General features: G+C 64.8%; 23 protein-coding genes and 1 tRNA gene. 11 read left to right on the forward strand and 13 right to left on the reverse strand.

Annotation, left to right across the window (positions count from 1 at the left end; all coding sequences use genetic code 11):
• Positions 1 to 113: 113 nt before the first annotated feature.
• From LI336_RS02200 to LI336_RS02210, 3 genes are all read left to right on the forward strand, one after another.
• A complete protein-coding gene (locus LI336_RS02200) occupies positions 114 to 1,202 on the forward strand; it encodes a DNA-methyltransferase (protein ID WP_227130981.1) in 1,089 nt (362 codons plus the stop codon).
• Positions 1,203 to 1,448: 246 nt separating this feature from the next.
• Positions 1,449 to 2,234, forward strand: a complete 786-nt coding sequence (locus LI336_RS02205) for a hypothetical protein (RefSeq protein WP_227130982.1) — start codon at positions 1,449 to 1,451, stop codon at positions 2,232 to 2,234.
• A 471-nt stretch (positions 2,235 to 2,705) separates the two neighbouring features.
• A complete protein-coding gene (locus LI336_RS02210) occupies positions 2,706 to 3,242 on the forward strand; it encodes a hypothetical protein (protein WP_227130983.1) in 537 nt (178 codons plus the stop codon).
• 62 nt (positions 3,243 to 3,304) lie between these two features.
• Here LI336_RS02210 and LI336_RS02215 read toward each other — a convergent pair whose 3' ends face one another.
• On the reverse strand, positions 3,305 to 3,679 hold the full coding sequence (locus tag LI336_RS02215; RefSeq protein WP_227130984.1) for a hypothetical protein: 375 nt from the start codon (positions 3,677 to 3,679) through the stop codon (positions 3,305 to 3,307).
• A gap of 440 nt (positions 3,680 to 4,119) precedes the next feature.
• Between LI336_RS02215 and LI336_RS02220 the strand changes: the two genes are divergently transcribed.
• From LI336_RS02220 to LI336_RS02240, 6 genes are all read left to right on the forward strand, one after another.
• On the forward strand, positions 4,120 to 4,317 hold the full coding sequence (locus LI336_RS02220) for a hypothetical protein (protein WP_227130985.1): 198 nt from the start codon (positions 4,120 to 4,122) through the stop codon (positions 4,315 to 4,317).
• A 105-nt stretch (positions 4,318 to 4,422) separates the two neighbouring features.
• Complete coding sequence (locus tag LI336_RS02225; RefSeq protein WP_227130986.1) at positions 4,423 to 4,704, forward strand: hypothetical protein; 282 nt, start codon at positions 4,423 to 4,425, stop codon at positions 4,702 to 4,704.
• Positions 4,701 to 4,823, forward strand: a complete 123-nt coding sequence (locus LI336_RS20070) for a hypothetical protein (protein WP_264475225.1) — start codon at positions 4,701 to 4,703, stop codon at positions 4,821 to 4,823. The genes LI336_RS02225 and LI336_RS20070 overlap by 4 nt, the downstream gene beginning before the upstream one ends.
• Positions 4,820 to 5,137: a hypothetical protein gene (locus LI336_RS02230; RefSeq protein WP_227130987.1), complete on the forward strand. Its 318-nt coding sequence runs from the start codon at positions 4,820 to 4,822 to the stop codon at positions 5,135 to 5,137. Before LI336_RS20070 ends, LI336_RS02230 begins: the two co-directional genes overlap by 4 nt.
• A gap of 928 nt (positions 5,138 to 6,065) precedes the next feature.
• Positions 6,066 to 6,239: a hypothetical protein gene (locus tag LI336_RS02235; RefSeq protein ID WP_227130988.1), complete on the forward strand. Its 174-nt coding sequence runs from the start codon at positions 6,066 to 6,068 to the stop codon at positions 6,237 to 6,239.
• Between the two features lie 273 nt (positions 6,240 to 6,512).
• Positions 6,513 to 7,343: a hypothetical protein gene (locus tag LI336_RS02240; protein WP_227130989.1), complete on the forward strand. Its 831-nt coding sequence runs from the start codon at positions 6,513 to 6,515 to the stop codon at positions 7,341 to 7,343.
• A 172-nt stretch (positions 7,344 to 7,515) separates the two neighbouring features.
• On the opposite strand, the gene LI336_RS02245 is transcribed toward LI336_RS02240, so the two are convergent.
• Positions 7,516 to 7,589, reverse strand: a tRNA-Lys gene (locus LI336_RS02245).
• A gap of 160 nt (positions 7,590 to 7,749) precedes the next feature.
• Here LI336_RS02245 and LI336_RS02250 point away from each other — a divergent pair.
• The gene (locus tag LI336_RS02250) at positions 7,750 to 9,201 is read left to right on the forward strand and encodes a DHH family phosphoesterase (RefSeq protein ID WP_227130990.1); all 1,452 of its coding nucleotides are present in this window, start codon (positions 7,750 to 7,752) and stop codon (positions 9,199 to 9,201) included.
• A gap of 83 nt (positions 9,202 to 9,284) precedes the next feature.
• Here the strand turns inward: LI336_RS02250 and LI336_RS02255 are convergent, their stop codons facing one another.
• The gene (locus LI336_RS02255) at positions 9,285 to 9,575 is read right to left on the reverse strand and encodes a PRC-barrel domain-containing protein (protein WP_227130991.1); all 291 of its coding nucleotides are present in this window, start codon (positions 9,573 to 9,575) and stop codon (positions 9,285 to 9,287) included.
• Positions 9,576 to 9,701: 126 nt separating this feature from the next.
• Positions 9,702 to 10,826, reverse strand: a complete 1,125-nt coding sequence (locus LI336_RS02260; RefSeq protein ID WP_227130992.1) for a pyridoxal phosphate-dependent aminotransferase — start codon at positions 10,824 to 10,826, stop codon at positions 9,702 to 9,704.
• A 339-nt stretch (positions 10,827 to 11,165) separates the two neighbouring features.
• On the opposite strand from LI336_RS02260, the gene LI336_RS02265 reads away from it, so the two are divergent.
• Positions 11,166 to 12,443 carry an MFS transporter gene (locus LI336_RS02265; protein ID WP_227130993.1) on the forward strand — a complete coding sequence of 426 codons (1,278 nt, stop codon included), beginning with the start codon at positions 11,166 to 11,168 and terminating at the stop codon, positions 12,441 to 12,443.
• Between the two features lie 95 nt (positions 12,444 to 12,538).
• On the opposite strand, the gene LI336_RS02270 is transcribed toward LI336_RS02265, so the two are convergent.
• The 9 genes from LI336_RS02270 to LI336_RS02310 all read right to left on the reverse strand — a co-directional run bounded on the left by LI336_RS02270 (position 12,539) and on the right by LI336_RS02310 (position 21,584).
• Positions 12,539 to 13,870, reverse strand: a complete 1,332-nt coding sequence (locus tag LI336_RS02270) for a S8 family peptidase (protein WP_227130994.1) — start codon at positions 13,868 to 13,870, stop codon at positions 12,539 to 12,541.
• 333 nt (positions 13,871 to 14,203) lie between these two features.
• Positions 14,204 to 15,622: a S8 family serine peptidase gene (locus LI336_RS02275; protein ID WP_227130995.1), complete on the reverse strand. Its 1,419-nt coding sequence runs from the start codon at positions 15,620 to 15,622 to the stop codon at positions 14,204 to 14,206.
• Positions 15,623 to 15,877: 255 nt separating this feature from the next.
• Entirely contained in the window at positions 15,878 to 16,441 is a 564-nt protein-coding gene (locus tag LI336_RS02280; protein WP_227130996.1) for a DUF7504 family protein, read from the reverse strand.
• Positions 16,428 to 16,817: a hypothetical protein gene (locus LI336_RS02285; RefSeq protein WP_227130997.1), complete on the reverse strand. Its 390-nt coding sequence runs from the start codon at positions 16,815 to 16,817 to the stop codon at positions 16,428 to 16,430. The genes LI336_RS02280 and LI336_RS02285 overlap by 14 nt, the downstream gene beginning before the upstream one ends.
• Positions 16,817 to 17,134: a hypothetical protein gene (locus LI336_RS02290; protein WP_227130998.1), complete on the reverse strand. Its 318-nt coding sequence runs from the start codon at positions 17,132 to 17,134 to the stop codon at positions 16,817 to 16,819. Before LI336_RS02290 ends, LI336_RS02285 begins: the two co-directional genes overlap by 1 nt.
• Positions 17,135 to 17,305: 171 nt before the next feature.
• Positions 17,306 to 18,364, reverse strand: a complete 1,059-nt coding sequence (locus LI336_RS02295; RefSeq protein WP_227130999.1) for a phosphotransacetylase family protein — start codon at positions 18,362 to 18,364, stop codon at positions 17,306 to 17,308.
• On the reverse strand, positions 18,361 to 20,457 hold the full coding sequence (locus LI336_RS02300; RefSeq protein WP_227131000.1) for an acetate--CoA ligase family protein: 2,097 nt from the start codon (positions 20,455 to 20,457) through the stop codon (positions 18,361 to 18,363). Before LI336_RS02300 ends, LI336_RS02295 begins: the two co-directional genes overlap by 4 nt.
• Positions 20,458 to 20,560: 103 nt before the next feature.
• Positions 20,561 to 21,046 carry a YbaK/EbsC family protein gene (locus tag LI336_RS02305; protein WP_227131001.1) on the reverse strand — a complete coding sequence of 162 codons (486 nt, stop codon included), beginning with the start codon at positions 21,044 to 21,046 and terminating at the stop codon, positions 20,561 to 20,563.
• 103 nt (positions 21,047 to 21,149) lie between these two features.
• Positions 21,150 to 21,584, reverse strand: coding sequence for a DUF7988 family protein (locus LI336_RS02310; RefSeq protein WP_227131002.1), 435 nt, complete (start codon positions 21,582 to 21,584; stop codon positions 21,150 to 21,152).
• Positions 21,585 to 21,616: the final 32 nt, after the last annotated feature.

The raw sequence follows: 21,616 nt of genomic DNA on the forward strand, positions 1-21,616 counted from the left end.
CATTCAGGCACTTTCATCACCGTCGATTGAGAGGTGAGGGTATAGTGTCGTCACGCAATCGTCTCCTCGTTGGGGATGCACGCGATCAACTGTCGGAGGTTCCTAATGAGAGCGTGCAGTTGACAGTCACCAGTCCGCCCTACAACCTCGGAAAAGACTACGAGGACGATAGCGACGACCGGCGTCCTGTCGCCGAGTGGCGGGAGTTGATGAGCGACGTCGTCTCCGAATTGTTCCGCGTGACGGCACCCGATGGGAAAGTCTGCATCAACATAGCAGCGTCCTTCGACTCCGAGGGTGAGGGCCGATACCGACGCGTCCCGCTACGGAGCCACGTAATGGAGATATGTCGAGACGCTGGCTTCGATTTCTTCGACGAGTTCGTCTGGGTCAAAGAGCAGTATGCAACTCACGGCGATGGCGCTCTCCTTGGCTCGCACCCATATCCGACGAACGTACCTGTGAATCAGCGCCATGAGTACGTTCTCGTCTTCCGCAAGTACGTCTCCGAGGACTACCATGATCGGCGCAATCTCCCACTCGTGGGGAGTGAACGGCGTGAAGTCTCCAAACTCACCACTGAGGAGTGGCGCGAGTATGCACAGAGTGTTTGGGAGCTTCCACGTCCGAACCCAGATGTTGAGATCGACCACCCCGCGGTTTTTCCACTGGAACTCCCTCATCGGCTAATCGCATTGTACTCTTTCGCCGGCGACCTCGTTCTCGACCCGTTCGTCGGGACAGGAACTACCGCGGTCGCCGCAAAGCAGGCAGGGCGGGATTACGTCGGCATCGATCAGAACCAGTCCTATGTGACCACAGGGAGGCAACGCCTCGATACCTCAACCGATGAGAGAGAAGAACAAGAACCGGCCGCACCGTCACCGCCGGACGAGGTCGCTCAGTACATTCGCGATGCCCTCGATAGACAGGATCCGACCACGCTCCGATTGATTGCTGACTACGCGGATGGGCTGGCCACACACCGTGAGTTTGTCCCCGACGAGGAGGTAGACCAAGTCGTGGGCGAGGAAGACCAGATTTTAGGGGTAAGACGAACTCACAACGGCACAATCGTGATGAAGGAGGTGCCATGTGGAAAGGAGAATTGTTCGTCGTGTCCACACGGCCCGTACAAGTACCGGGTCTACCGCGATGGAGGGAGCGTGAAGACTGAGTATCTTGGAGCAGTCGAGTTTTAAAATCGTGGTTAAGACGGAGGATCAACTGTCTCGGTGAGATGTTTTCCTTCCCGCTATCGCGGTTACTGATGACATTAAACGACCGTTGAGAAAGCCCTCACATCCCCTACTTCAGACGTCGAGAAACTACCCTCCGGGTGAGTGTGAAGGCGAAAACGGGCGGCTCATCTTACCACACTATTGACGGTAGAGAGGCTGCCGGGTTTGAACCATATAAGTAGGGGTCGGTAAGGTACCGGCGCCGTTATGGCAACCACACCTGACCTCAGCGAGGTCGCAGAAACGCTCGTCGACAACGGCGCCACATACGTCGCCGCGAGTGCGCCGTCGCTCGTCGATGAGCCCGCACAGCTCTACTACCATCTTCCCGCTGGCACCCCTAATGACCAGCAGGAAACCATCGCCACGTACCTGAATGAGAAGGTCGGTCATCGGCCCTACGAACAACAGATTGGCGACATCTGCATCGCTGGCGAACCGACGCCCGTCTGTGTCTATCACGTCCTTCGGGGCGGCCTGCACCTTTACCGCCGGGTACCGGTGTACGTACCCGAGCGGATGGCGGGACTCGACCCCGTCGCAATCGAGGATGGCGTCACTACCGTCCGGGAGATCGTGGAGACCCAACCCGTCTACGAGTCGCGGCCGGCCGAGACAGTCGCGCTCAAAGACGTGGTCGAAGAACTGGCCGAGGCCGGCGCGGCATCGGTTGAGATGGCCCACCAGTTCCTCGTGAGGGGGGAGCCGACAGTTGACCTCCGGATTCCGGTGACGCCGGCGGACGCACAACCCATCGTCGGCCCTGTCGATGCAGTCAAGTTCGGCGGGGAAACTTACCAACTCCACACGACGCTGACACTGGACGGCCCGTACGGCTCCACGCCGGACTGGACGGCACTGTACGTCAGTGACACCGTCAGAGGACTTGAACCGGTGTCGGTCGAAGACGGATGTGAGACAGGACGAAATCTGCTCGCACGAGCAAAAGCCGCCGACTCACTGCGAGAGTTGGAGCCGCCAGCGAACCGCTGACGCTCTGCCTCTAACTTGGATTTTCAGCATCGCAAGAACTTCGTAGGGAGCTTAACTGTCTGAACTAGTCTACGTACTCCCCTCTCCTCAGTGGGTTAGGAACCGAACCGTGTCTACGGTCTCCTACAGGAGAGCGTCCTAAAACTATGAATCCGTATCCACGAATACATTCACCCATCCATTGGGTTGGTTCGAGAAACCATGAGTCCCTGACTTCGTGGAAAATCAGCCACAATGCCCTTTTTCATGTAGATAATGCTGCTAGCGCAGTGCAACGCAAATAGCCATACTATCAGTAAAGTATTGTGTTGTTTCTCAAAAAGGAGAACTATTAATTAGCAATCGGCCGAGTGCATAACTGATTTGGTATGATGGGGCCGCTACAGTGAGCTAGAGCACGCCAGACAGCCGGACGACATACGAACAGGCAACTAAGCAATTGAGATGCCGAAACACCGCAGAGACAAATCTATGTACAACGAAAACCCGCAGCTCGCCAAAATCACGTTCCGCGCCGAAGACAACATCAGTGATGTCGCCGACGAGAGCCTCGTCACCATCCGCGACAGCCTACTCGAGGAGGCTACCAGTGATGACACCAACGACGTCGTCGGCCCCGCCGCAGTCGCCGTCGAAGCTAACAGTCGCATCTCCAACACAGACGAACCTCCCACCCATATCGACCCCAGAGACGAAATCGACGACATCGAGTCCCTCACCGACGACACCATTCGCAAGTACAACGACGACCTCGCCCGGAGTGCCACTCGCCGTGGATGTCCCGCTCCTGCCACTTGTCCAAAGCGTCTTCTGCGCGGTCAAGGCCTTCCAGCCCACGCGCTGCGTCGATGGTGGCGCCGATTCCGGGGTGGCGGCTGTTTCCCTCCTCGACGATCTCTTCGAGAAGGTCTCGCAGTTCTTCGAGGCCTCGCCGTCCGCGCTCCTCCTTGTCCAGTTCCTCGCACATATCCGGACACTCGGTGGTTCGTCACCTCATCGATAGGATAGCGGAAGTTGGTGAGTGAGGGGGTAGACGCCTGAACACTTTGTTATCGAAGTCGGGTACTGACCTACTCTCTGCCGTCCGTAATCGAGTCGTGTAGCAGTGTGACCTCAGGGTGGCGGTCTGCGACTCGGTCAATGAGCATCTGTGTGTTTCTGCAAGTATCGACGGTCATCTCTGTCATCGTGCGCCTGCAGTAGAATCCTACATCTCGATCTCCCTCCTCGTCCGCCCAAGAGAGGTACTCGCAGAACGCGATCTTCACGTAACCTTGCACGATGTCGATGTCGAGCCCGTCGGCGAGTCCAGCCTCGTCCTCGAGTTCTTGGGTTTTGTCCTCGGCCTCGGAGAACAACTCGTCCAGCAGATCGCGGTCAATCCCGTGCTCGTGTACGAGTACGTTCAATCCTTCATCACTGTCGTCGAACTCGGGGCCTCGCATACTTTCTTCGACATCCGTGCTATCGGATAAGCGTCTGTGTGGCCGCGTGAAAAATGGAGTCCTGAGACCCGTCCCAAGCGGGTCTGTGTCCCTCGCTGACCAACCGTGATTCCCGGCGAACCCTTCCCAAGGGGGCTCGCTCTCCGCAAATATTCGTAATGCGATTATCCACAAAAGGGTAGGTACGCGTGCTGCTCGTCAGAGATGGATGTTGAGGCGGTCTGGACGGGCGATCCCTACGAGTGTGTCGTCCTCGGCGATGAGGGGTACTACAACGACTGACCCGGCAGCCTTGACCACGAATCCTTATCCGATCGCATCGGTTCAACAACCAGCAGACCGCGTACCCGTCGGACTCGCATCGTAGCGGGACGGGGTTTGAGATGAACTTGGGCGCCTGATGGAGCCGATGACGCCAACCAACACCACAACACGACACTATGACCGCTGACCTCGACACAATCAGAGAACTCGTACAGGAAGAAGACTACCGCCGCGCCGGCAGGACGGGAGAGAAGGTGCCGCCGTCCATCGACGGCTGGAATCGCAAGGTGGATTTGCGACGGGCCACGTCCATGAAAGAGTTGTTCGTCTCCGCGGAGACTTGGGAGGCACTCGAAGACTCTGACTGGTTCTGAACCAACCCTACCCGCTGAATGTAGACTCGCCTCATAGGCGGGAGCGGGCCTCGAAGACCTTGGGCGTATGCAGGAGGTGATGATGCCAACTAAGAAAGTGACACAATGTACGACGAAGATTCGAAATCGATAGAGGAGGATCGGACGAGGAACATCTACGGACAGGCAAAGGCGCACGTCGAGGACTACAGAATTCGACCGATGGACGCTCCCGATGGAGAACGTCGGATGGCGGTCTTGATGAGATTCTCGGCACGCGACGGCGGCGAGGTGTACTACCTGATGGCAAAAGTCACGTTCAGCGACTACAGCGACCACGGTGGTCACCGAGTCTCGGTCAGACGCGAAGGTGATGACAATGTGCGGCAGTCGATACGAGCGTCGTGACTGAATCGCCAGAGGACGCACACGAGTCCGTGCATGCAGTACACGAGACGTATCTTGACGCGGTGGATGATTGGTTCGAGTTCGCCGAGGAGGCCGAGCAGACTGGTGATTCGCGATGAGTGACGTGGCTTCGATTCTTGACGGGAGGCTCGACGAGTGCCAGCCGGTGAGCGACTTCATAAAGGAGTCAAATCACCGTAGAGCGAAGGTACTGATTGATGTCCGTGATGGTGAGGTCATCGTCAGCCTGTACAGTGCAGGAGATTCTGGTATCGTCCACATCGGCTACGCTGCTGGCGTTGCGTTCTCTGACACCGCCTTCACCGGAGACCTTTCTGACGCGCACAAGGCGCTTATTCGTCTCAGCTACCGCGTGGATTGTGAGGTAGAGCGAGATGATTTCGAGCCTTTGAGAAGCCCTAGAGATGTTTGAGCGCACATTCCCCGTCGAACTCGACGAGCACGTTCGACTCGTGCGGACTCATCCAAAACAATTGGAGGGTAATCTCGAATACTACCTCCACAGGGATAGTGAAGGGGACGCGTGGGTGCCGTGGCGCGGGGAGAGAGAACCTACGGGGCACGTCCTTGATTACGCTCGCGAACGGCTCTCGGACGGAGTAGTTGGGCGGGCAATCAGTGAAGAGCAGACGAGGTTGGATGACTTCGCAGACGATGGTGGTAGCGTGCAGAACGGAGGTTCGACTGTCGCGGCTTGCGACTGAACTTCTCTGTTTTCCATTTATCCCTCTCGTTCAGTGTAAACGCCACCGAACTCAAACCCCGACAGACGACGGACTTATACCCTTTAGTAGGTGAAATCTTGATGCAGAGTGAATCGAGAACAGGCGAATTGTGATGCGTCTGAGTCGAGAAGTACAACTAACGACCGACACCCGAGTGGAGGTGAGAGACGATGATGGCCGACCGAATCGAATCGATGCGGCGCGAGTGGGCTCGGAAACGAGACCGGCGCCTCGGAGTACCTGACCGAGACAACCGTGTACAAGCGCACGCGTCTGTCGTTGAGGATTGGACGAAGCACGACGACGAGCGTCCTGATGACCTCCGTCGTGAGCTATGGATCAACCCGTTCTTTGGCCCTGAGTCGCCAAATGGAATTGAGCGGAAGTTCATCAGGACTCGTATTCGTCGCGAGCGTACACAGAGTTGGATTTCGGAGGATTAGGTCACTCAGGAGAGGGTAATCGGACTCTTACTACGGAAGTTATTTTAAACTATGTTGATATAAATATCCGGGAGGTCGACTTGGGTATCCAGCAAAAGAGTTCTGCAACCTTTTCGCCGAGGGCTCGCCTTTGGTACACAGGTATTAGGCAAAGGAACCAGATATTCGGCTCATGAGAGCGTTAATCCACAATGACCGCGGGAAGACACGGGAATACGAGGGCGTTTCAAAGATCATCGATGAAGGGGAGCAATTGCGTGTATTTCGAATAGAGGAAGGCGAAGAACCCGAATTCACGGTACCAGAAGGCTCTATCGTGGAAGTGAGCGAAGAGGACTCTGGATAGACCGACTGGGCCTTGTTTAGACGCCGGAAATCAGGCATCTTAGAGGCTTTATTTTGAGTAGGAAGGTTCCGGGATTACCATTTCACCGTGCTCCAACTGCTTCGGCCGGTCGATCTCGTCGCCTCAAGCGTTTCGAGAGTGCAGTCCTCTCGTTGAAAACTCAAAGATGGCCCCGAGTGGTGGTGCAAATTGGGAATTGCTACGACTATTGCCATTCCGAATCACTCCCCGAGGCAGTGCAGTTAAACAATCGACGACCTCAGGGCGGGGTGGATGACAAATCTGGCAGCCAAGACGCTCGTAACAGCGCATGAGACAATCCTCGCTCGATGGAGGCAAGAGAAACCGGCACAGGTTCGCAAGCTAGCCGAACCCGTCCGCACCGAACCGATCTATCGGCCGCTGAGTCCGTCGGGGACAGAGGAAAGGTTCTACCAAGAGCGCGACGAATACCTTGGGGAACTCGATCGATACCGCGTCCGCAAGGTCGAAGAGATTCGCAACGGACACGTTCGATCTGAGTCGCGCCTCGCAGTCATCGAGGATAGTGACCGGATGGCGGTCTACCGGGGACGCGTTCCCGAAATCCTTCGTGGCGCCTTGGAATGGCCCACGGATGTCATCGCGTTCGGACGCGAGGCGGTACCAAAACGCGTCCGGCGAGACCGAATGGAGATGGAGGGTGACGATACGGCTCCGCGCGAGGAAATGAGCGCGCCCGAGATTGTCGATCTCTTACCGAAGTCAATCCTCGACAGCACCGCACGCGTTTCGGGAGTCGACGAGTACCTCCTCTATCCCGCTGTCGACGACCTACAGTCGAGTCTGCGGGGGCGGCTTCGCGAGCTGGTGGCCGAGTACGGCGTCGAGAGGTGTAGGGCAGACCACCTCGTCATCGAGGATGAAGACGGCCTGATAGAGAACGCGTTGGCAGGTTACAGTGACGAGACGAGAGAGGCTGTCGCACTCGTACACCAGAGGTCGAATCCGCGCGCGGCGAGGTACGATGGCACGCCGCTGCAAGTCGCGTGCTCGCCGACAGACATCTATCAGATTACGGACGTTGCTTTGGAGGGTGGTGCGCGCGCGAGCAAGTCGACGTAAATTCGCAGTATCTGCCGGCCGGCTTTTTTATTACAAGAGATTCCACACTCAACTCGTCGCAGGACGGCGGACACCCGCAACCCACGACGGGTCGAACTCACATCGATCAGGAGCAATGAGTTTAAAAGGAACCCGACGCTGTCTGGACAATCAGAAATGACCGCGAGAGAAGCGGGCCGGAAGGGAATTGAACCCCTGACCGTCTGATTAAGAGTCAGACGCTCTGCCTAACTGAGCTACCGGCCCTGAGTGCACTCGTTCGTTACGGGGTCGTGTTAAAAAGGGTTTTCATTCGGTGAGGGTGCGTGGTGTGGTTGCACGGTCGCTGGCGGGTGGTCTCGGTCCCGTCGAGTGCTGCGAGAATGTTCGGGAGGGTTAAGTGACGTGGGAGTTAGTTGGGGCATACATGAGTACCGGGGTCACGATCTCCTCGATGTCGAAGTACGCGATCCTCGGGTGTGGGAGCGTTGGGCACGCGGTCGCCGAGGAGCTCGTCGAGCAGGGCAAGGACGTCCTCATCGTCGACAAGGACGAGGGTCGCGTGGAGGCGTTACGCGACCAGGACCTGAACGCGCAGGTCGCGGACATCAGCGACGAGCACGTCGCGGAAGAGGTGAGTGGCCAGGACGTCGTCCTCATCATGTCCTCGGACGTGGAGGCGAACAAGCGCGCTGTCGAACACATCCGCGAGCGCGACCAGGAGCAGTTCGTGGTCGTGCGCGCGAGCGACCCCGTGAGCGGCGACGAGCTGACCGAACTCGGCGCGGACGTCGTCATCAATCCGTCTGCGGTCATCGCGGACGCCGCGATGCGGAGCCTGGAATCCGGCGAGCTCGAGTTCAAGGCGTCGAAGCTCGGCGAGGTGTTGTCCGCGACGAAGGACCGCGTCGCCATCCTCACGCACGACAGCCCCGACCCGGACGCCATCGCGAGCGCCGCCGCGCTACAGGCGATCGCGGAGTCGCTCGGCGTCGACGCTGACATCTGTTATCTCGGCGATATCGGCCACCAGGAGAACCGAGCGTTCGTGAACCTCCTCGGTATCGAGCTCCTGAACTGGGCGGACGTCGAGGACCACGACGAGTACGACACCATCGCGCTCGTCGATCACGCGAAGTCCGGCGAAGCGATCGACCTCGACGTCGACGTCCTCATCGACCACCACGAGCCAGAGGAGGAGTACGACGCGGCGTTCGTCGACATCCGCCCGGCGATGAGTTCCACGTCGACCATCCTCACGAAGTACATCCAGGAGTTCGACATGAACGTCGACGAGGCGGTCGCCACCGCCCTCCTGTACGGGATCCGGGAGGAGACCCTGGACTTCAAGCGGGATACGACGCCCGCGGACCTGACGGCGGCGGCGTACCTGTATCCGTTCGCGAACCACGACCTCCTCGAGCAGGTGGAGTCGCCGAGCATGAGCCCGGAGACGCTGGACGTGCTCGCGGAAGCCATCCAGAGTCGCGAGGTCCAGGGGAGTCACCTCGTGTCGAACGCGGGATTCGTGCGCGACCGCGACGCGTTGGCGCAGGCCGCCCAGCACCTCCTGAACCTCGAAGGCATCACGACGACCGCGGTGTTCGGTATCGGCGAGGACCGCATCTATCTCGCTGCGCGCTCGAAGGACATCCGGATGAACATCGGGAAGATGCTGAGCGACGCGTACGGCGACATCGGCGAGGCTGCCGGGCATTCGACGCAGGCGAGCGCGGAGATCCCGCTCGGTATCTTCACGGGTATCGAGACGAACGACGACAACCGCGACACGCTCCTCCAGTTGACCGAGGAGGCCGTGAAGCGCAAGCTCTTCGAGGCGATGGGCGTCGAGAGCGGCGAGTCCGGGAACGGCTCGTAGTCGAGCCCCCAGGCCTATCGGTGCGGTCGCTGGAACGCTCGTTTTCGTGACGCGTGTGCGTCGAGAAGTGCGTCGGTGGTCGTTCAGGCAGCGGCTTCTTCCTCGTCGCTGGCGCCCCGGTACCGCTCGATGATGTCGTTCACGAGGACGACGTCGCCGACCGCGCGAACCCAGCGGTACGGGATGATGATGCCGCGCGAATCCTGCATCGAGTTCCCGAAGATGTCCGAGTTGAGCGTCGAGAGGGCGAGCCCGGTCACGGTCTCGCGTTCGATGTCGAGCCTGACGTCCTCGATCTCGCCGACGTAGACGCCGTTGTTCGAGTACACCTCCCGTCCGACGACCGACGTGATCTCCTGTGGGGTGCCGTCCATACGTCGTCCGTCGGGATGGCGGGTCTTATAAGTTGGTCGTCGGGGGTCGCGAGAACCCGGTCGCCCGCTGCTCGAGACCGTGAGTGAGTCGCCGCTCGAAGACTCGGGCTGGTCGCCCCTCGGGGGTCACGCGAGGTCGTCGAGGGCGTCGTCGAGGGCGTCGAGTGCGGCGGTGACCTGTTGCGGGGGGCGACCGAGACTGATGCGGACCACGTCGGGCCGGTCGAAGAAACGTCCTGGGACGACGAGGACGCCGGCGGCGAGTGCGTGCTCGGCGAGGGTGGTGCCGTCGACGTCGTCGTGCTCGAGGACAGCGTACGTGGCGCCGTCGTGGACGTGTCCGGCGAGGTCCGTGCGGTCGGCGGCGAACTCCGCGAGCAGGTCGTGGTTGCGCTGGATGCGTCGCCGGCTGTCGGCGGCGAGGTCGTCGAGGTGGTGGAAGGCGCGGCGGGCGAGCGCGACGGAGGGCTGGGCGACGCTCGGGAGGTGGTGACGGACGCGTTCGGCGGCGGCGACGAACGCTGGGTCGGCGACGAGCCAGCCGATGCGGAGGCCGCCCAGTCCGAGGAACTTCGTGAGTGACCCGGTCGCGACGACGCCGTCGGCGCCGGCCATCGAGGGGGCGCCGAAGGGCTCGTCGGTCGGTGTGGTCGTGAACGGCGCGTACACCTCGTCGACGAGCAAGCGGGCGCCGGCGTCGGCGACGAGGTCGGCGGTGGCTGCGAGCGCGTCGCGGTCGGCGCGTCGTCCGGTCGGGTTGTGGCGGTCGGTGACGGCGACGAGTTCGGTGGCGTCGGTGAGTGCGCCGTCGACGCGAGCCGGGTCGAGGATGCCCTGCGGTCGCATGAACCGGTCGACGCGCGCGCCGAACCCTTGCGGAGTGGCAGTCAGGGGCTCGTACCCGGGTTTCTCGACGAGGACGCGCGAGCGTCCGGTGTCGTCGCGGTCGCCGTCGTCCACGGCGGCGGTTTCGGGGTCGCGGGCGAGGCGTTGTGCGGCGACGGCGAACGCGAGCGCGTTCGCGCTCGACGCCCCCGCGGTGACGAGGACGTTCTCGGGTGCGACGTCGTACTGGTCGGCGACGAGCGCGTCGACGCGCGGCTGGCCTGGTGGGTCCGAGCGACCAGCGAGGCGGTCGGGTATCGGGCCGTCGGCGTGCGTCGCTGGCCGCAGGTCGCTGGACGCGAGGTCGTGCGTGACCGCCTCGGGTCGTCCGTCGATCCACTCCAGGTACTCGATTGCCGGGAACACGACCGACCGTGCGCGCTCCCATCGCAAGAATCCATCCCTCGACCGGTGCTTGCACTCACCGCGACCACGAGATAACTTAAACGGCCATCACGTTCAAGTACGTGTACCGGACGGCGACGTCCGGGGAAGCCCGTAGGGTTAAGCATCCCCGCCCGCATCGTACTGATGCCGGGTGCCTCTGACAAGCCGGCACGACGACGCGGGGCTTTGCCCGAGCCCGGCGTCGTGCGGGATATCCCGCTTTCTGCGATAGGATCGCCCCGAGAGCGACAGCCGAGCCGTCCTCCCGGGTTGACGTTTCCGGTGGTTTTGAGACGGTCGACTGCAACTGGAGCGCGTATGGACCGACGGCGACGGACGTTACTTGTGGTGTTCGTTGTGGTGTTCGTGGATCTCCTGGGGTTCGGTATCCTCATTCCCGTCATTCCGCTGTACGCGCGTTCGTTCGGTGCGACCGAGTTCGTCGGCAGCCTCCTCATCGCGTCGTACTCCGCGATGCAGTTCCTGGCTGCGCCCGTTCTCGGCCGGTTGAGTGACGAACGTGGCCGACGCCCAGTCCTGTTGCTGTCGCTCGTCGGGAGCGTGCTCGCGTGGACGACGTTCGGGCTAGCGGGCGCTCTCTGGCAGTTGTTCGTCGCGCGACTGGTCGCGGGCGCGATGGGTGGGAACATCGCGGCGGCGCAGGCTGCGATCGCGGACGTCACTCCACCCGAAGACCGTGCGAAGGGCCTCGGAATCGTCGGCGCCGCGTTCGGACTCGGGTTCGTGTTCGGGCCAGCGCTGGGCGCGCTCGCCTCGTCGGACGCTGCAATCGCCGTCGCCGGCGACTACCTGCCGGCGACGGTCGTCGGCCAGTACGCGCTCCCGAGCCTCCTCGCTGCAGGTATCTCGCTCGCGAACCTCGTGCTCGCGCTCGCGGTCCTCCCGGAGACGCGCGACCCGGACGTCTCCGCGCGACTGGAGGAGTCCAGGCTCGAGCAGTTCCGGGCGGCGCTCTCGACGCCCGTGCTGTCAGCACTCGTGGTGTCGTTCTTCCTCGCATCGTTCGCGTTCTCCGCACTCGAGAGCCAGTTCGTGTTCTTCACGAACGACGTATTCCAGTACGGGACGACACTGAACGGTATCCTGCTCGCGTACGTCGGAGTCGTCATCGCGATCGTCCAGGGCGGGCTCGTCGGCCCGCTCACGAACCGGTTCGGTGAATCGACGCTCGCCATCGTCGGCGCGAGCATTCAGGCGGTGACGCTCTTCGCGCTCCCCACGACGCCCTGGCTCGCGTCAGCGCTCGAGGGAGTCCCGCTGCCCGTGGACGCGGGGTTGATCGCGCTCGCGGTCGTGATGACTCCGTTGTCGTTCGGGAACGCGATCACGAACGTGTCGCTGACGGCGCTCGTCTCGCGGAGTGCGAGCGAGGACGCCCAGGGCGGGGCGTTCGGACTCACGCAGAGCGCGGGAAGTCTCGCACGAACCTTCGGGCCGGCGGTCGCGGGCGCACTCTACACCGGCGTTGCGGCCTGGGCGCCGTTCGTCGCCGCAGCCATCCTGTTCGTCCCGATTGCGGTCGCGCTCGCGCGCACCGTCGGGTTCGAGACTACGGGCGTCGACCAGGCAGCGTAGCGAGCAGCCGGCACGGCCGCTCGTCGCGACACGGTACGGAAGAAACGTCGGTCGAACGCTCGCTTCGAGTTCCGTCAGTCCGGTCGAGCGACGGGCTACAGTTCCTCGAGGGCGCCGACCGGGTTCACGAATCCACTGCCGTGGTACTCCTTCCCGCCGGTACCGTCGGTGGCGGTGCGCTTCAGGAGACTCTCGACCTGGTTCGCGTTCATGTCTGGCGCCTCGGACTTGACGAGCGCGGCGGCGCCCGCGACCTGCGGCGCGGCCATCGACGTGCCCGCGATCCACGAGTAGGAGTTCACCGCGCCGAGGTAGTCGCCGTCGTCGTCGTAGGCCGGTTCGGAGATGGTGCTCAGCACCATGTCGTAGTACCAGCCAGCGGGCTGGGCCGGGTCGTAATCGCCGCCGGGGGCGCTGACGGTGACCGCGTTGGTCCCGTAGTTCGTGTAGTTCGACGGCGAGTCGAACGCCTCCTCGAGATCTGGGCCGCCGTACCCGAACCCGACGGGGCCGGTCGCGGAGACGCCACAGCCCTGCGCGCCCTCGACGGGGAGCGCGTAGACGGGGCCGTCGTGCTGGAGGTCGGCGCCGTCGTTCCCCGTGGAGATGGTGAGGAGCGTACCCTTACTGTTCGCGTACGTCATCGTGCTGTTCAGGAACTTCCCGTAGAACTTCCCGTTGCCCTTCCGGGAGACGGGGTAGGCGCCGAGCGAGAGGTTCGCGACGTCGCAGCCGATGTCGGCGCTGTACGCGACCGCGGCGAGGATGTCGCCGAACGCGGCGTTCGTGGTCGCGGAGAACACGCGGCAGTCGACGACCTCCGCGCCGGGTGCGGTGCCGACGACGCCGGCCTCGTTCCGGTCGTTCGCGGCGACGATGCCGGCGACGTGCGTGCCGTGGTAGCCGCCGGCGGCGTTCGCCGCACCCTGTCCGTCGCCCGTGAAGTTCGCCGAGAGCTCCTCGTTCACGGCGTGTGCGAGGTCGGGATGTCCAGCGTTCACGCCGCTGTCGATGATGGCGACGCGCGCGCCCTCGCCCCGCGTCGTCTCGTGCGCCTCGGGGATGTCCTGGACCTGTTTGTCCCACTGGAAGCCGTAGAACGGTTCGTCCGTGGCGGACTGGTCGCCGGCGTCGACGTCGACGCGGTCCGTCGGGAGGTCGAGCGAGATGACCATGTCCGGGGCGTACTTGCCCTTCGCGCGCTCGACGTCCTTCTCGGCGCCCTCGACGACGAAGTACCCGAGCTGGGAGAGGTCGTGGACGACGTCGAGGCCGCGTTTGGAGAGGTCGTCCGCGTCGGTCTTCCCCTTCGCGTCGACGATGAATCGGTCGGTTCGTTCGGCGACGGTCACGGTGGACCCGACGGCGATACCGCCGAGTGCTGCGCCACTGAACTTCAGCACGTCTCGCCTGGACCTGTCTACCATGGGAGAAAGTAGCGAACTTCGGGTTTTAATATTTACTGATTTGTGACGACTTTTCCTAATCTACCGTCCGGGTGGTCAATAATGGGCCTCGGTTCGATTGCCGGACTGGTGGCCCGAAGTGTCGGTGCACCTATCGGTTCGCACCGTTCGCTATCTGACTGTTTCCTGTCGAGGTCCGCTCATTTATGTGCTCGCGACGTCGCTGTGCCGGTTCGACGCCGCGGCCCGACCACGAGCCCGCCGGACTGGCACGCCTGCCAGCCACCGTCGGGACGAGACGGCCAGCGAACGAGTATCCGCCCACGACGTGACCCGCGGAGACCCTCCCCGGTCTCAGCGACCGCGACCGCGGTCGCTCCCTTCGTTCTCGTCGTCGCGACCGCGGCCGGAACGGGCAGCGTGCCGTACCGCCGCGAGCGTGTCGAGGTGGCCGTGGCCGTGGTACTCGCGGCCACCTGGCGCGTCTGCGGCAGTGCGACGCAGGACTCGTTCGACGAACCGTCCACGCTGCCGGGAGCGCTGGGAGGCGACGAGCGCGGCGGCACCCGCGACCTGCGGTGCGGCCATCGACGTGCCCGCGACCCAGAAGTACGTGTGGACCGCGCCGACGTAGGCTCCCGCGTCGTCGAACTGCGGGAGCGACGCGCTGCTCAGGACGAGGTCCTGCTCCCAGCCCGCGGGCCGTTCGGGATCGACGTTCCCACCGGGCGCGCTCAGGTCGACGACGCTCTCGCCGTAGTTCGCGTACGGTGCGGGCGAATCGACGGGCTCCTCGAGCCCCGGGTCGCCGTACCCGAACCCGATTGGGCCGGTCGCCGACACGGCGACGACGCCCGGCGCCTCCGCCGGGACGGCGACGACCGAGCCGTCGGTGTCGAGGTCGACGCCGTCGTTCCCGGTCGCCGCGACGACCGTCGTCCCCGTCCGGGTCGCGTACGTCGTGACGCGATGCAGGAATCGAGCGTAGTACCGCGCGTACGCCGACCGCGGTACCGGATAGTTCCCGAGGCTGAGGTTCGCGACGTCGCAGCCGGCGGTCGCGCTGTAGTGTATCGCGGCGACGATGGCACCGAACGACGAACTGCCGTCGTCGGCGAACACGCGACAGTCGACGACCTCCGCGCCGGGTGCGGAGCCGACGACGCCCGCCTCGTTCCGGTCGTTCGCGGCGACGATGCCGGCGACGTGCGTGCCGTGGTAGCCGCCGGCGGCGTTCGCGGCGCCCTGCCCGTCGCCCGTGAAGTTCGCCGAGAGCTCCTCGTTCACGGCGTGGGCGAGGTCGGGGTGGGCGGCCGCGACGCCGGTGTCGATGACGGCGACGCGTGCGCCCTCGCCGCGCGTCGTCTCGTGGGCTTCCGGGACGCCCTGGGTCTGTTTGTCCCACTGGTACCCGTAGAACGGTTCGTCGGTCGCGGACTCGCCGGCCGGCGAGGCACCGTCGACGGCCCTCGTCGCCTCGGTGAGCACGTCGGCGACGGGCTCCTCGAACGTCAGCTGGATGTCCGGCTCGAACTCGCCGGGCGCCGCCTCGACGTCGCGTTCCGCGCCTTCGACGACGTAGTACCCGACCTCGGGGAGCTCGTGTATCACCGAGAGCCCTTCCGCTTCGAGCGCCGACGCGCTCGTCGCTCCTCTCGTCCGGACGATGAACCGGTCCGTTCGTTCGGCAGCGGTCACAGTCGACCCGAGTGCGACGCCACCCAGCATCGCACCCGCCACTCGCAGCACCGACCGTCTGCTATACCTACCCATGCGGACACCATGCGACCGGTACCGGTAAGCTGTTCTGGTCAGTTACCACGAAAGCCGAATAACGTTAGGATTTGTTCGTGATTACGTTAGAGAACGTAGCCATTCTGGAACATTCGGGATGATATCTGAACTCTCGCCGGTGGCGCCGAGGTCACGGCACGTTCGAGCCGGACGAGGGGCCTCCGCGACGCGACCGTCTCGACTATCTAGCCGAGGTCGCTCCGCGACGCGACGGCGGCGACCGTGTCGTCGAGGTCAGTCGTCGTTGCGTCGGTCCCGTTCCACGTCGAAGACGCCGGCGACGTCGGCGTAGGTGTCGTCGGTGACCGCGTCCCGGACGAGCGCGTACGCACCAGCGGCGTTCCGTCGGCGGACGTTCCCCGCGACGCTCTCGACGAAGTTCCCGACGCTCGACCGCTCGGCGTACATCAGGAGGACGTTCACGTTGTCGAACACCACCCAGCCCTCGCCGGGCTTGACGTGGTTCATGCCGCGGTCGAAGCGCTCGTAGATCCCCGACAGGTCGTTCGGGTGAACGACGCTGGTCGTCCAGAGCGGGCCGTCGTAGTCGACGGGCGACCCCGAGACGGGGACGAGGCCGACCGTGTCCGGGTCGGCGCCGCGGTCGCGCACGAGCTGCTCGACCTTCCGCGGTGGCCGCGTCGTGGAGACGACGAGCATGTTCTCGAACGCCTCGGGCGGTACGAACGAGAGCGGCGACCGGAGCGACGGCGTCAACACGAGCGCCTGCGTGCCGAACGGAACCTCGAGCAGTTCCTCGTCGGACTCCCGTCGCGCCGGGTCGCTAGTCGTCGGCATCGTCGAACCCCCCCGAACCCTCCGGTTCGGTCGCCTCGAACGACGCCGCGTTCGTCTGGATGAACTGGCGGGCGAAGTAGTAGATGCCGATGGTCGCCGCGACCGACGCGCCGAGATTGAGGATGCTGGTGATGCCCGCGGAACTGTCGACGGCGGGCGCGATCAGGTCGTTCTCGATGAGGAGCCCGACCGTGTTCGAGACGGTCAAGAGCACGAACCCGGTGGTGAGGCCGACGAGACCCTCGGTGTACGCGACGTTCTGGGCGTACGCGACCGTCGGGTAGACGAGGAGGAGACTCGCTGCGAGCAACGCCGCGATCTGGAGCGCGGCAACGACCTGGTAGGGGTTCGAGAGGAGGGCGTCGACGACGCTCATCAGAGGTCCCTCCGTTCGGTGAGGAGCATCGTCGCCTGGAACGCCGCGACGACCGCCGCGAGGACGCCGACGCTGAACACGATCGTGTACAGGACCTCGGCGTAGGGGATATCGAAGAGGTAGAACGCCGCCCACGGCATGTTCACGACGAGCATGCACGCCATCACGACCGGGATGGGTTTCAGGACGCGATTGATAGGTGCGCCCTGGAAGCCCTTGACGGCGATGACGGAGAGGACGACGGCGACGGCTTGCACGACGACGTTCAGGATCGAGAGCAACTGGACGAGGAGCCAGTAGGAGTCCGCGAACTCCACCACTACCCGCCACCCCCGCTGGTCGTCGCTGTCACTCCCGGAACCTCGGTGCGGGTGTGGAAAACTCTTTGGGCGTGGAGAATTCCACAGCTCGCTGAGATGGGTTCGCGTCGACGCCGAAAGCAGCGGTCGAACGCTTCCGTGCCGCGCGCGACGACCACCGAGGGCGTCTCAGGGAAGGATGGCGTCGACGTCGACGTGCCCGGTGACGAGTTCCTGCACGCGGTCGACGGTGCGTTCGTCGCGCGCGCGGCCCGAGCGGACGACGGCGTCAGCGCGCTCGACCGTCGTGAGCGTATCCGATTGCACCGAGAGCACGGGCACGCCCTTCTCGGTGGCCTTCCCGAGGACCGCGCCCGGTGGTCGATGACCGCCGGTGAGGATGAGGCACTTCACGCCCGGCGCCTCCAGCGCCGCGGTGTGTATCTCGCTCCGGTCACCGCCAGTGATGACCGCGGCGTCCTTCGTCCGACGGAACTGCCGGAGCGCCTCGTCGGCACTCATCGCACCCACGGAGAACCGCTCGACGTACGCGTCCGTCGGCACGTCCGTCAACGTGGTCGCGCCGAGTTCGTCCGCGAGGTCGCCGACGGTGACACCAGCGAGGTCCTGCACGCGCGGCACGACCCCGTGCACGGGGACGCCGCGGCCTTCGAGGAACGGCAGCACGTCCGTCTCCAGTTCGTCGTACGCCTGATCCGGGACGCCGTTGAACACGACGCCCGCGAGCCGGTCGCCGAAGCTCTCGGCGTACGCGAGCGCCGCGTCGACGTCCCACGGCTCCTCGTAGCTCGCGACGACCAGTACGCGCGCGTCGACGAGGTCGGCGACGTCCCGGTCGGTGAGCGAGATGACGCTCCCCGTCTCCGGTCCCCCACCGCCCTCGAGAACGACGAAGTCGCGGTCGGCGGCGATGGCGTCGTACGCCTCCGCGACGCGGTCGGCGACGTCCTCGGCGTTCTCGCGGCCACGGATCGCTTGCTGGACGAACGTCGGCGAGTACACGACCGGTTCGAGTTCGTGCATCTCCTCGTCGAGGTCCAGGAGTTCGCGGGCGAGCATGGGGTCGGCGTCGAGGGTCTTCCCGACGTTCGACTCCAATCGCGTGCCCTTCGGTTTCATGTACCCGACGGTCGCGCCGTCGTCGCGAGCGAGCCGTGCGAGCGCGAGCGCGATGCCGGTCTTCCCGATGCTATCCTCCGTGCCGGTGACGAGTAACGAGTCGGTCATAGTTCCTCCAGGTCCGTGGTGAGTCGCAGGTCGACGGCGGTCGCGCCGTCGGGTTTCACGACGAGCGGGTTCACGTCCAGTTCGAGTATCGCGGGGAAGTCCGTCGCGAGCTGGCTGAGTCGCTGCACGGTCTCGACGACCGCGTCGACGTCCACCGGCTCGCGGCCGCGCGCTCCCCGCAGGAGCGGCGCGGACTGTATCTCCTCGGTCATCTCCCGTGCCTCCGACTGGCCGACCGGGGCGACGCGGAGGCTCGTGTCCTCCATCACCTCGACGAAGATGCCGCCGAGGCCGAACAGCACGAGCGGCCCGAACTGCGGGTCGCGGTTCACGCCCACGATGGTCTCGACGGCGTCGTCGAGGTCCAGCAGCTCCTGGACCTGGACGCCGAGGACGTCCGCGTCCGGCTGGTAGTTCCGCGCTCGCGTGACGAGGTCCTCGTAGGCGTCGTAGACGTCGTTGAACTCCACGCCGACCTTCACGCCACCGATGTCGGACTTGTGGAGGATGTCCGGGCTCACGATCTTCATCGCGACCGGACCGTCGATGCCGCGGGCGACGTCGAGCGCCTCGTGCGGGCTCGTCGCGACCTCCCCAGTGGGCGTGTCGATACCGTACGCGTCCAGTATCTCCATCGCCTCCACGCCGACGCGGTTCTCGCCGCGGTCCGCAGCCTCGGCGAGTATCTCGCGGACGCGGTCGCGGTCGACGTCGAAGTCGCGGGGCTGGTCGTACTCGCGGTCGCGGATGTCGCGGTAGTCGCTCAAAGCGTCCAGCCCGGAGACGGCGCGAGCCGGGTCGAAGTAGTTCGGGATGCCGTGCTCGCTCATCGCGGCCGCGGGCGCCTCGGAGCGCTCGCCGCCCATGAGACACGAGACGACCGGGAGGTCGTGCTCGGCCTGCGTCGCGACGATCTCCTCGGCGAGGTCGTCGAAGCTCAGTATCGCGGTCGGTGCGGACACGACGACCGCGGAGCCGACGTTCGGGTCGCCGAGGACGGTGTCGAGCGTCCGCGCGAACCGCTCGACGTTCGCGTCCCCGATGATGTCGACGGGATTGAAGACGTTCGCGTTGTCCGGGAGGAACGACTGCAGTTCCTCGACGGTGTCGTCCGCGAAGTCCGCGAGCTCGAGGTCGGCGTCGCCGATGGCGTCGGTCGCGAGCACGCCCGGCCCGCCGGCGTTCGTGACGACCGCGACGCCGTCCGCGTCGGGCAGCGGCTGGTCGGCGAGGACGCGCGACCAGTCGAACAGCTCCTCGACGCTATCGGCGCGCAGCACGCCCGCTTGCTCCAGGCCGGCCTCGTACGCCGCTTCACTGCCGGCGATGGCGCCCGTGTGACTGGACGCGGCGTGCGCACCGGCGTCCGTCCGCCCGGACTTCACGAGCACCACCGGCGTGTCGTCGGTGACCTCCCGCGCGGTGTCGACGAACTCTCGGCCGCGCTTGATGCTCTCGAGGTACCCGATGACGACGTCCGTGTCGTCGTCCGCGCCCCAGTGGTCGACGAAGTCCGTCTCGTCGAGCACCGCCTTGTTCCCGAGCGAGACGACGTCGCGGAACCCGATGCCTTCGTCGTTCGCCCAGTCCAGGACGGCGGTGATGAACGCCCCGGACTGACTCATGAACGAGATGTTCCCGGGCTGGGCCATCTCGGGGCCGAACGTCGCGTTCATGTCGACGCCGGTGTTCATCACGCCGAGACAGTTCGGGCCGACGAGGTCGATGTCGTACTCGGCGGCGACGTCCGCGAGCTCGCGCTCCCGCGTCGCGCCCTCACCGCCGGATTCGCCGAACCCGGCCGTGATGACGACCGCCGCGTCGACGTCGGCCTCGCCCGCGTCCCGAACCACCGGTACCGCGACCTGCGGCGGGACGACGACCACGGCGAGGTCCGTCGCGGGCGCGTCGGTGAGCGCGTCGTAGCACTCGTACCCGAGCACCGAATCGCGGTTCGGGTTCACCGCGATGACGTCCCCGACGAACCCCGCGGCGAGGTTCTCGAGGATGGCGCGACCCACGGACCCCTCGCGGTCCGTCGCCCCGACCACGGCCACGCGGTCAGGTGCGAACACAGCTGATAAGCGTCCCATCACTCGAACCGACGGCCGGCGCCCCGATAAAGGTGGGCGTCGCTGCCATCGGGTGAGAATCACGCGGCGACGACCAGACCGGTTCCGCGACGGCGGTCGCGCCTCACTCCGCGACGTCGAGCACGGTCGCTTCGGCGGTCGCTTCGATGGTCTCCGGCGTGACGGGGAAGACGGCTTCGGGGGTGCCGGCGGCGGCCCAGACGACCTCGTAGTCGGTGAGGGTCTCGTCGAGGTACGTCGGCACCGGCCCGTGGTCGCCGTGGTGACAGAACGGCGGGACGCCGCCGATGGCGTACCCGGTCGCCTCGCGGACCTCGTCCGCGTCCGCCATCCGGACGTCGCTCTCGTCGACGCCGCGCTCGGCAGCGAGCTTCGCCATCGACACGCGGTTCGCACCGCTCGTGACGACGACGACCGGGTCGTCGCCCGCCATCAGGACGATGCTGCTCGCTATCTGCGCGACGTCGCAGCCGACGGCGTCGGCGGCGTCCTCCGCGGTCTTCGTCCCCTCGGGGAACTCCGTCGTCTCCAGGTCCAGGTCGTACTCGTCGCGAGCTCGCTTCGTGAAGTCGGCGGCGCGCTCGTGCATGCGAGCCTCGACTACCCGCCGGCGCTTAAACGTGGGCGTCGACGCGGGTGCTGCCGGGTTCCGTCCGTTCGCCCGACGCCAGCGGATGCTGGACGCGGGGCTGTCAGCCGTGGACCGCGACGTCGACCAGTCCAGGGTCGTCGCCGTCGAGGTCGCGGTGGACGTACCGCACGGGGTCACGTTCGACCGCGAACGGGGCGACCGTGACGACGACGCGGCCGACGTCCGTGGTCGCGCGAAGGACGACGCCTTCGGCGGTGACGGCGACGTACGGCGGCGACGGCACCGGGTCCGCCTGGAGGTGGCCGCCTGCCGCGTCGACGGCGGTTGCGAGCACCCCGGGAGTGGCGTCGAGCGTCCCGGTCTCCCGGAGAACGCGCTCGAACCGGTCGACGACCACGTCGCGGTCCGGGGTGTGCGGGGCGTCCCACGACGCCGCGGTGACGCGGCCCGCGGCCGCGACCGCGTCGAGGAAGTCCAGGTGGGCGTCGCGAACGCGGTCGCGGACCGCGCTCGCGGTCGTGTCGGCGTCGGTCACGCCCCTGACTCGCGTCCTGGAGCGCTTCAAGC

Origin of the sequence: Halorubellus salinus (genome assembly GCF_020567525.1) — an archaeon.
GTDB classification, from domain to species: domain Archaea; phylum Halobacteriota; class Halobacteria; order Halobacteriales; family Natrialbaceae; genus Halorubellus; species Halorubellus salinus.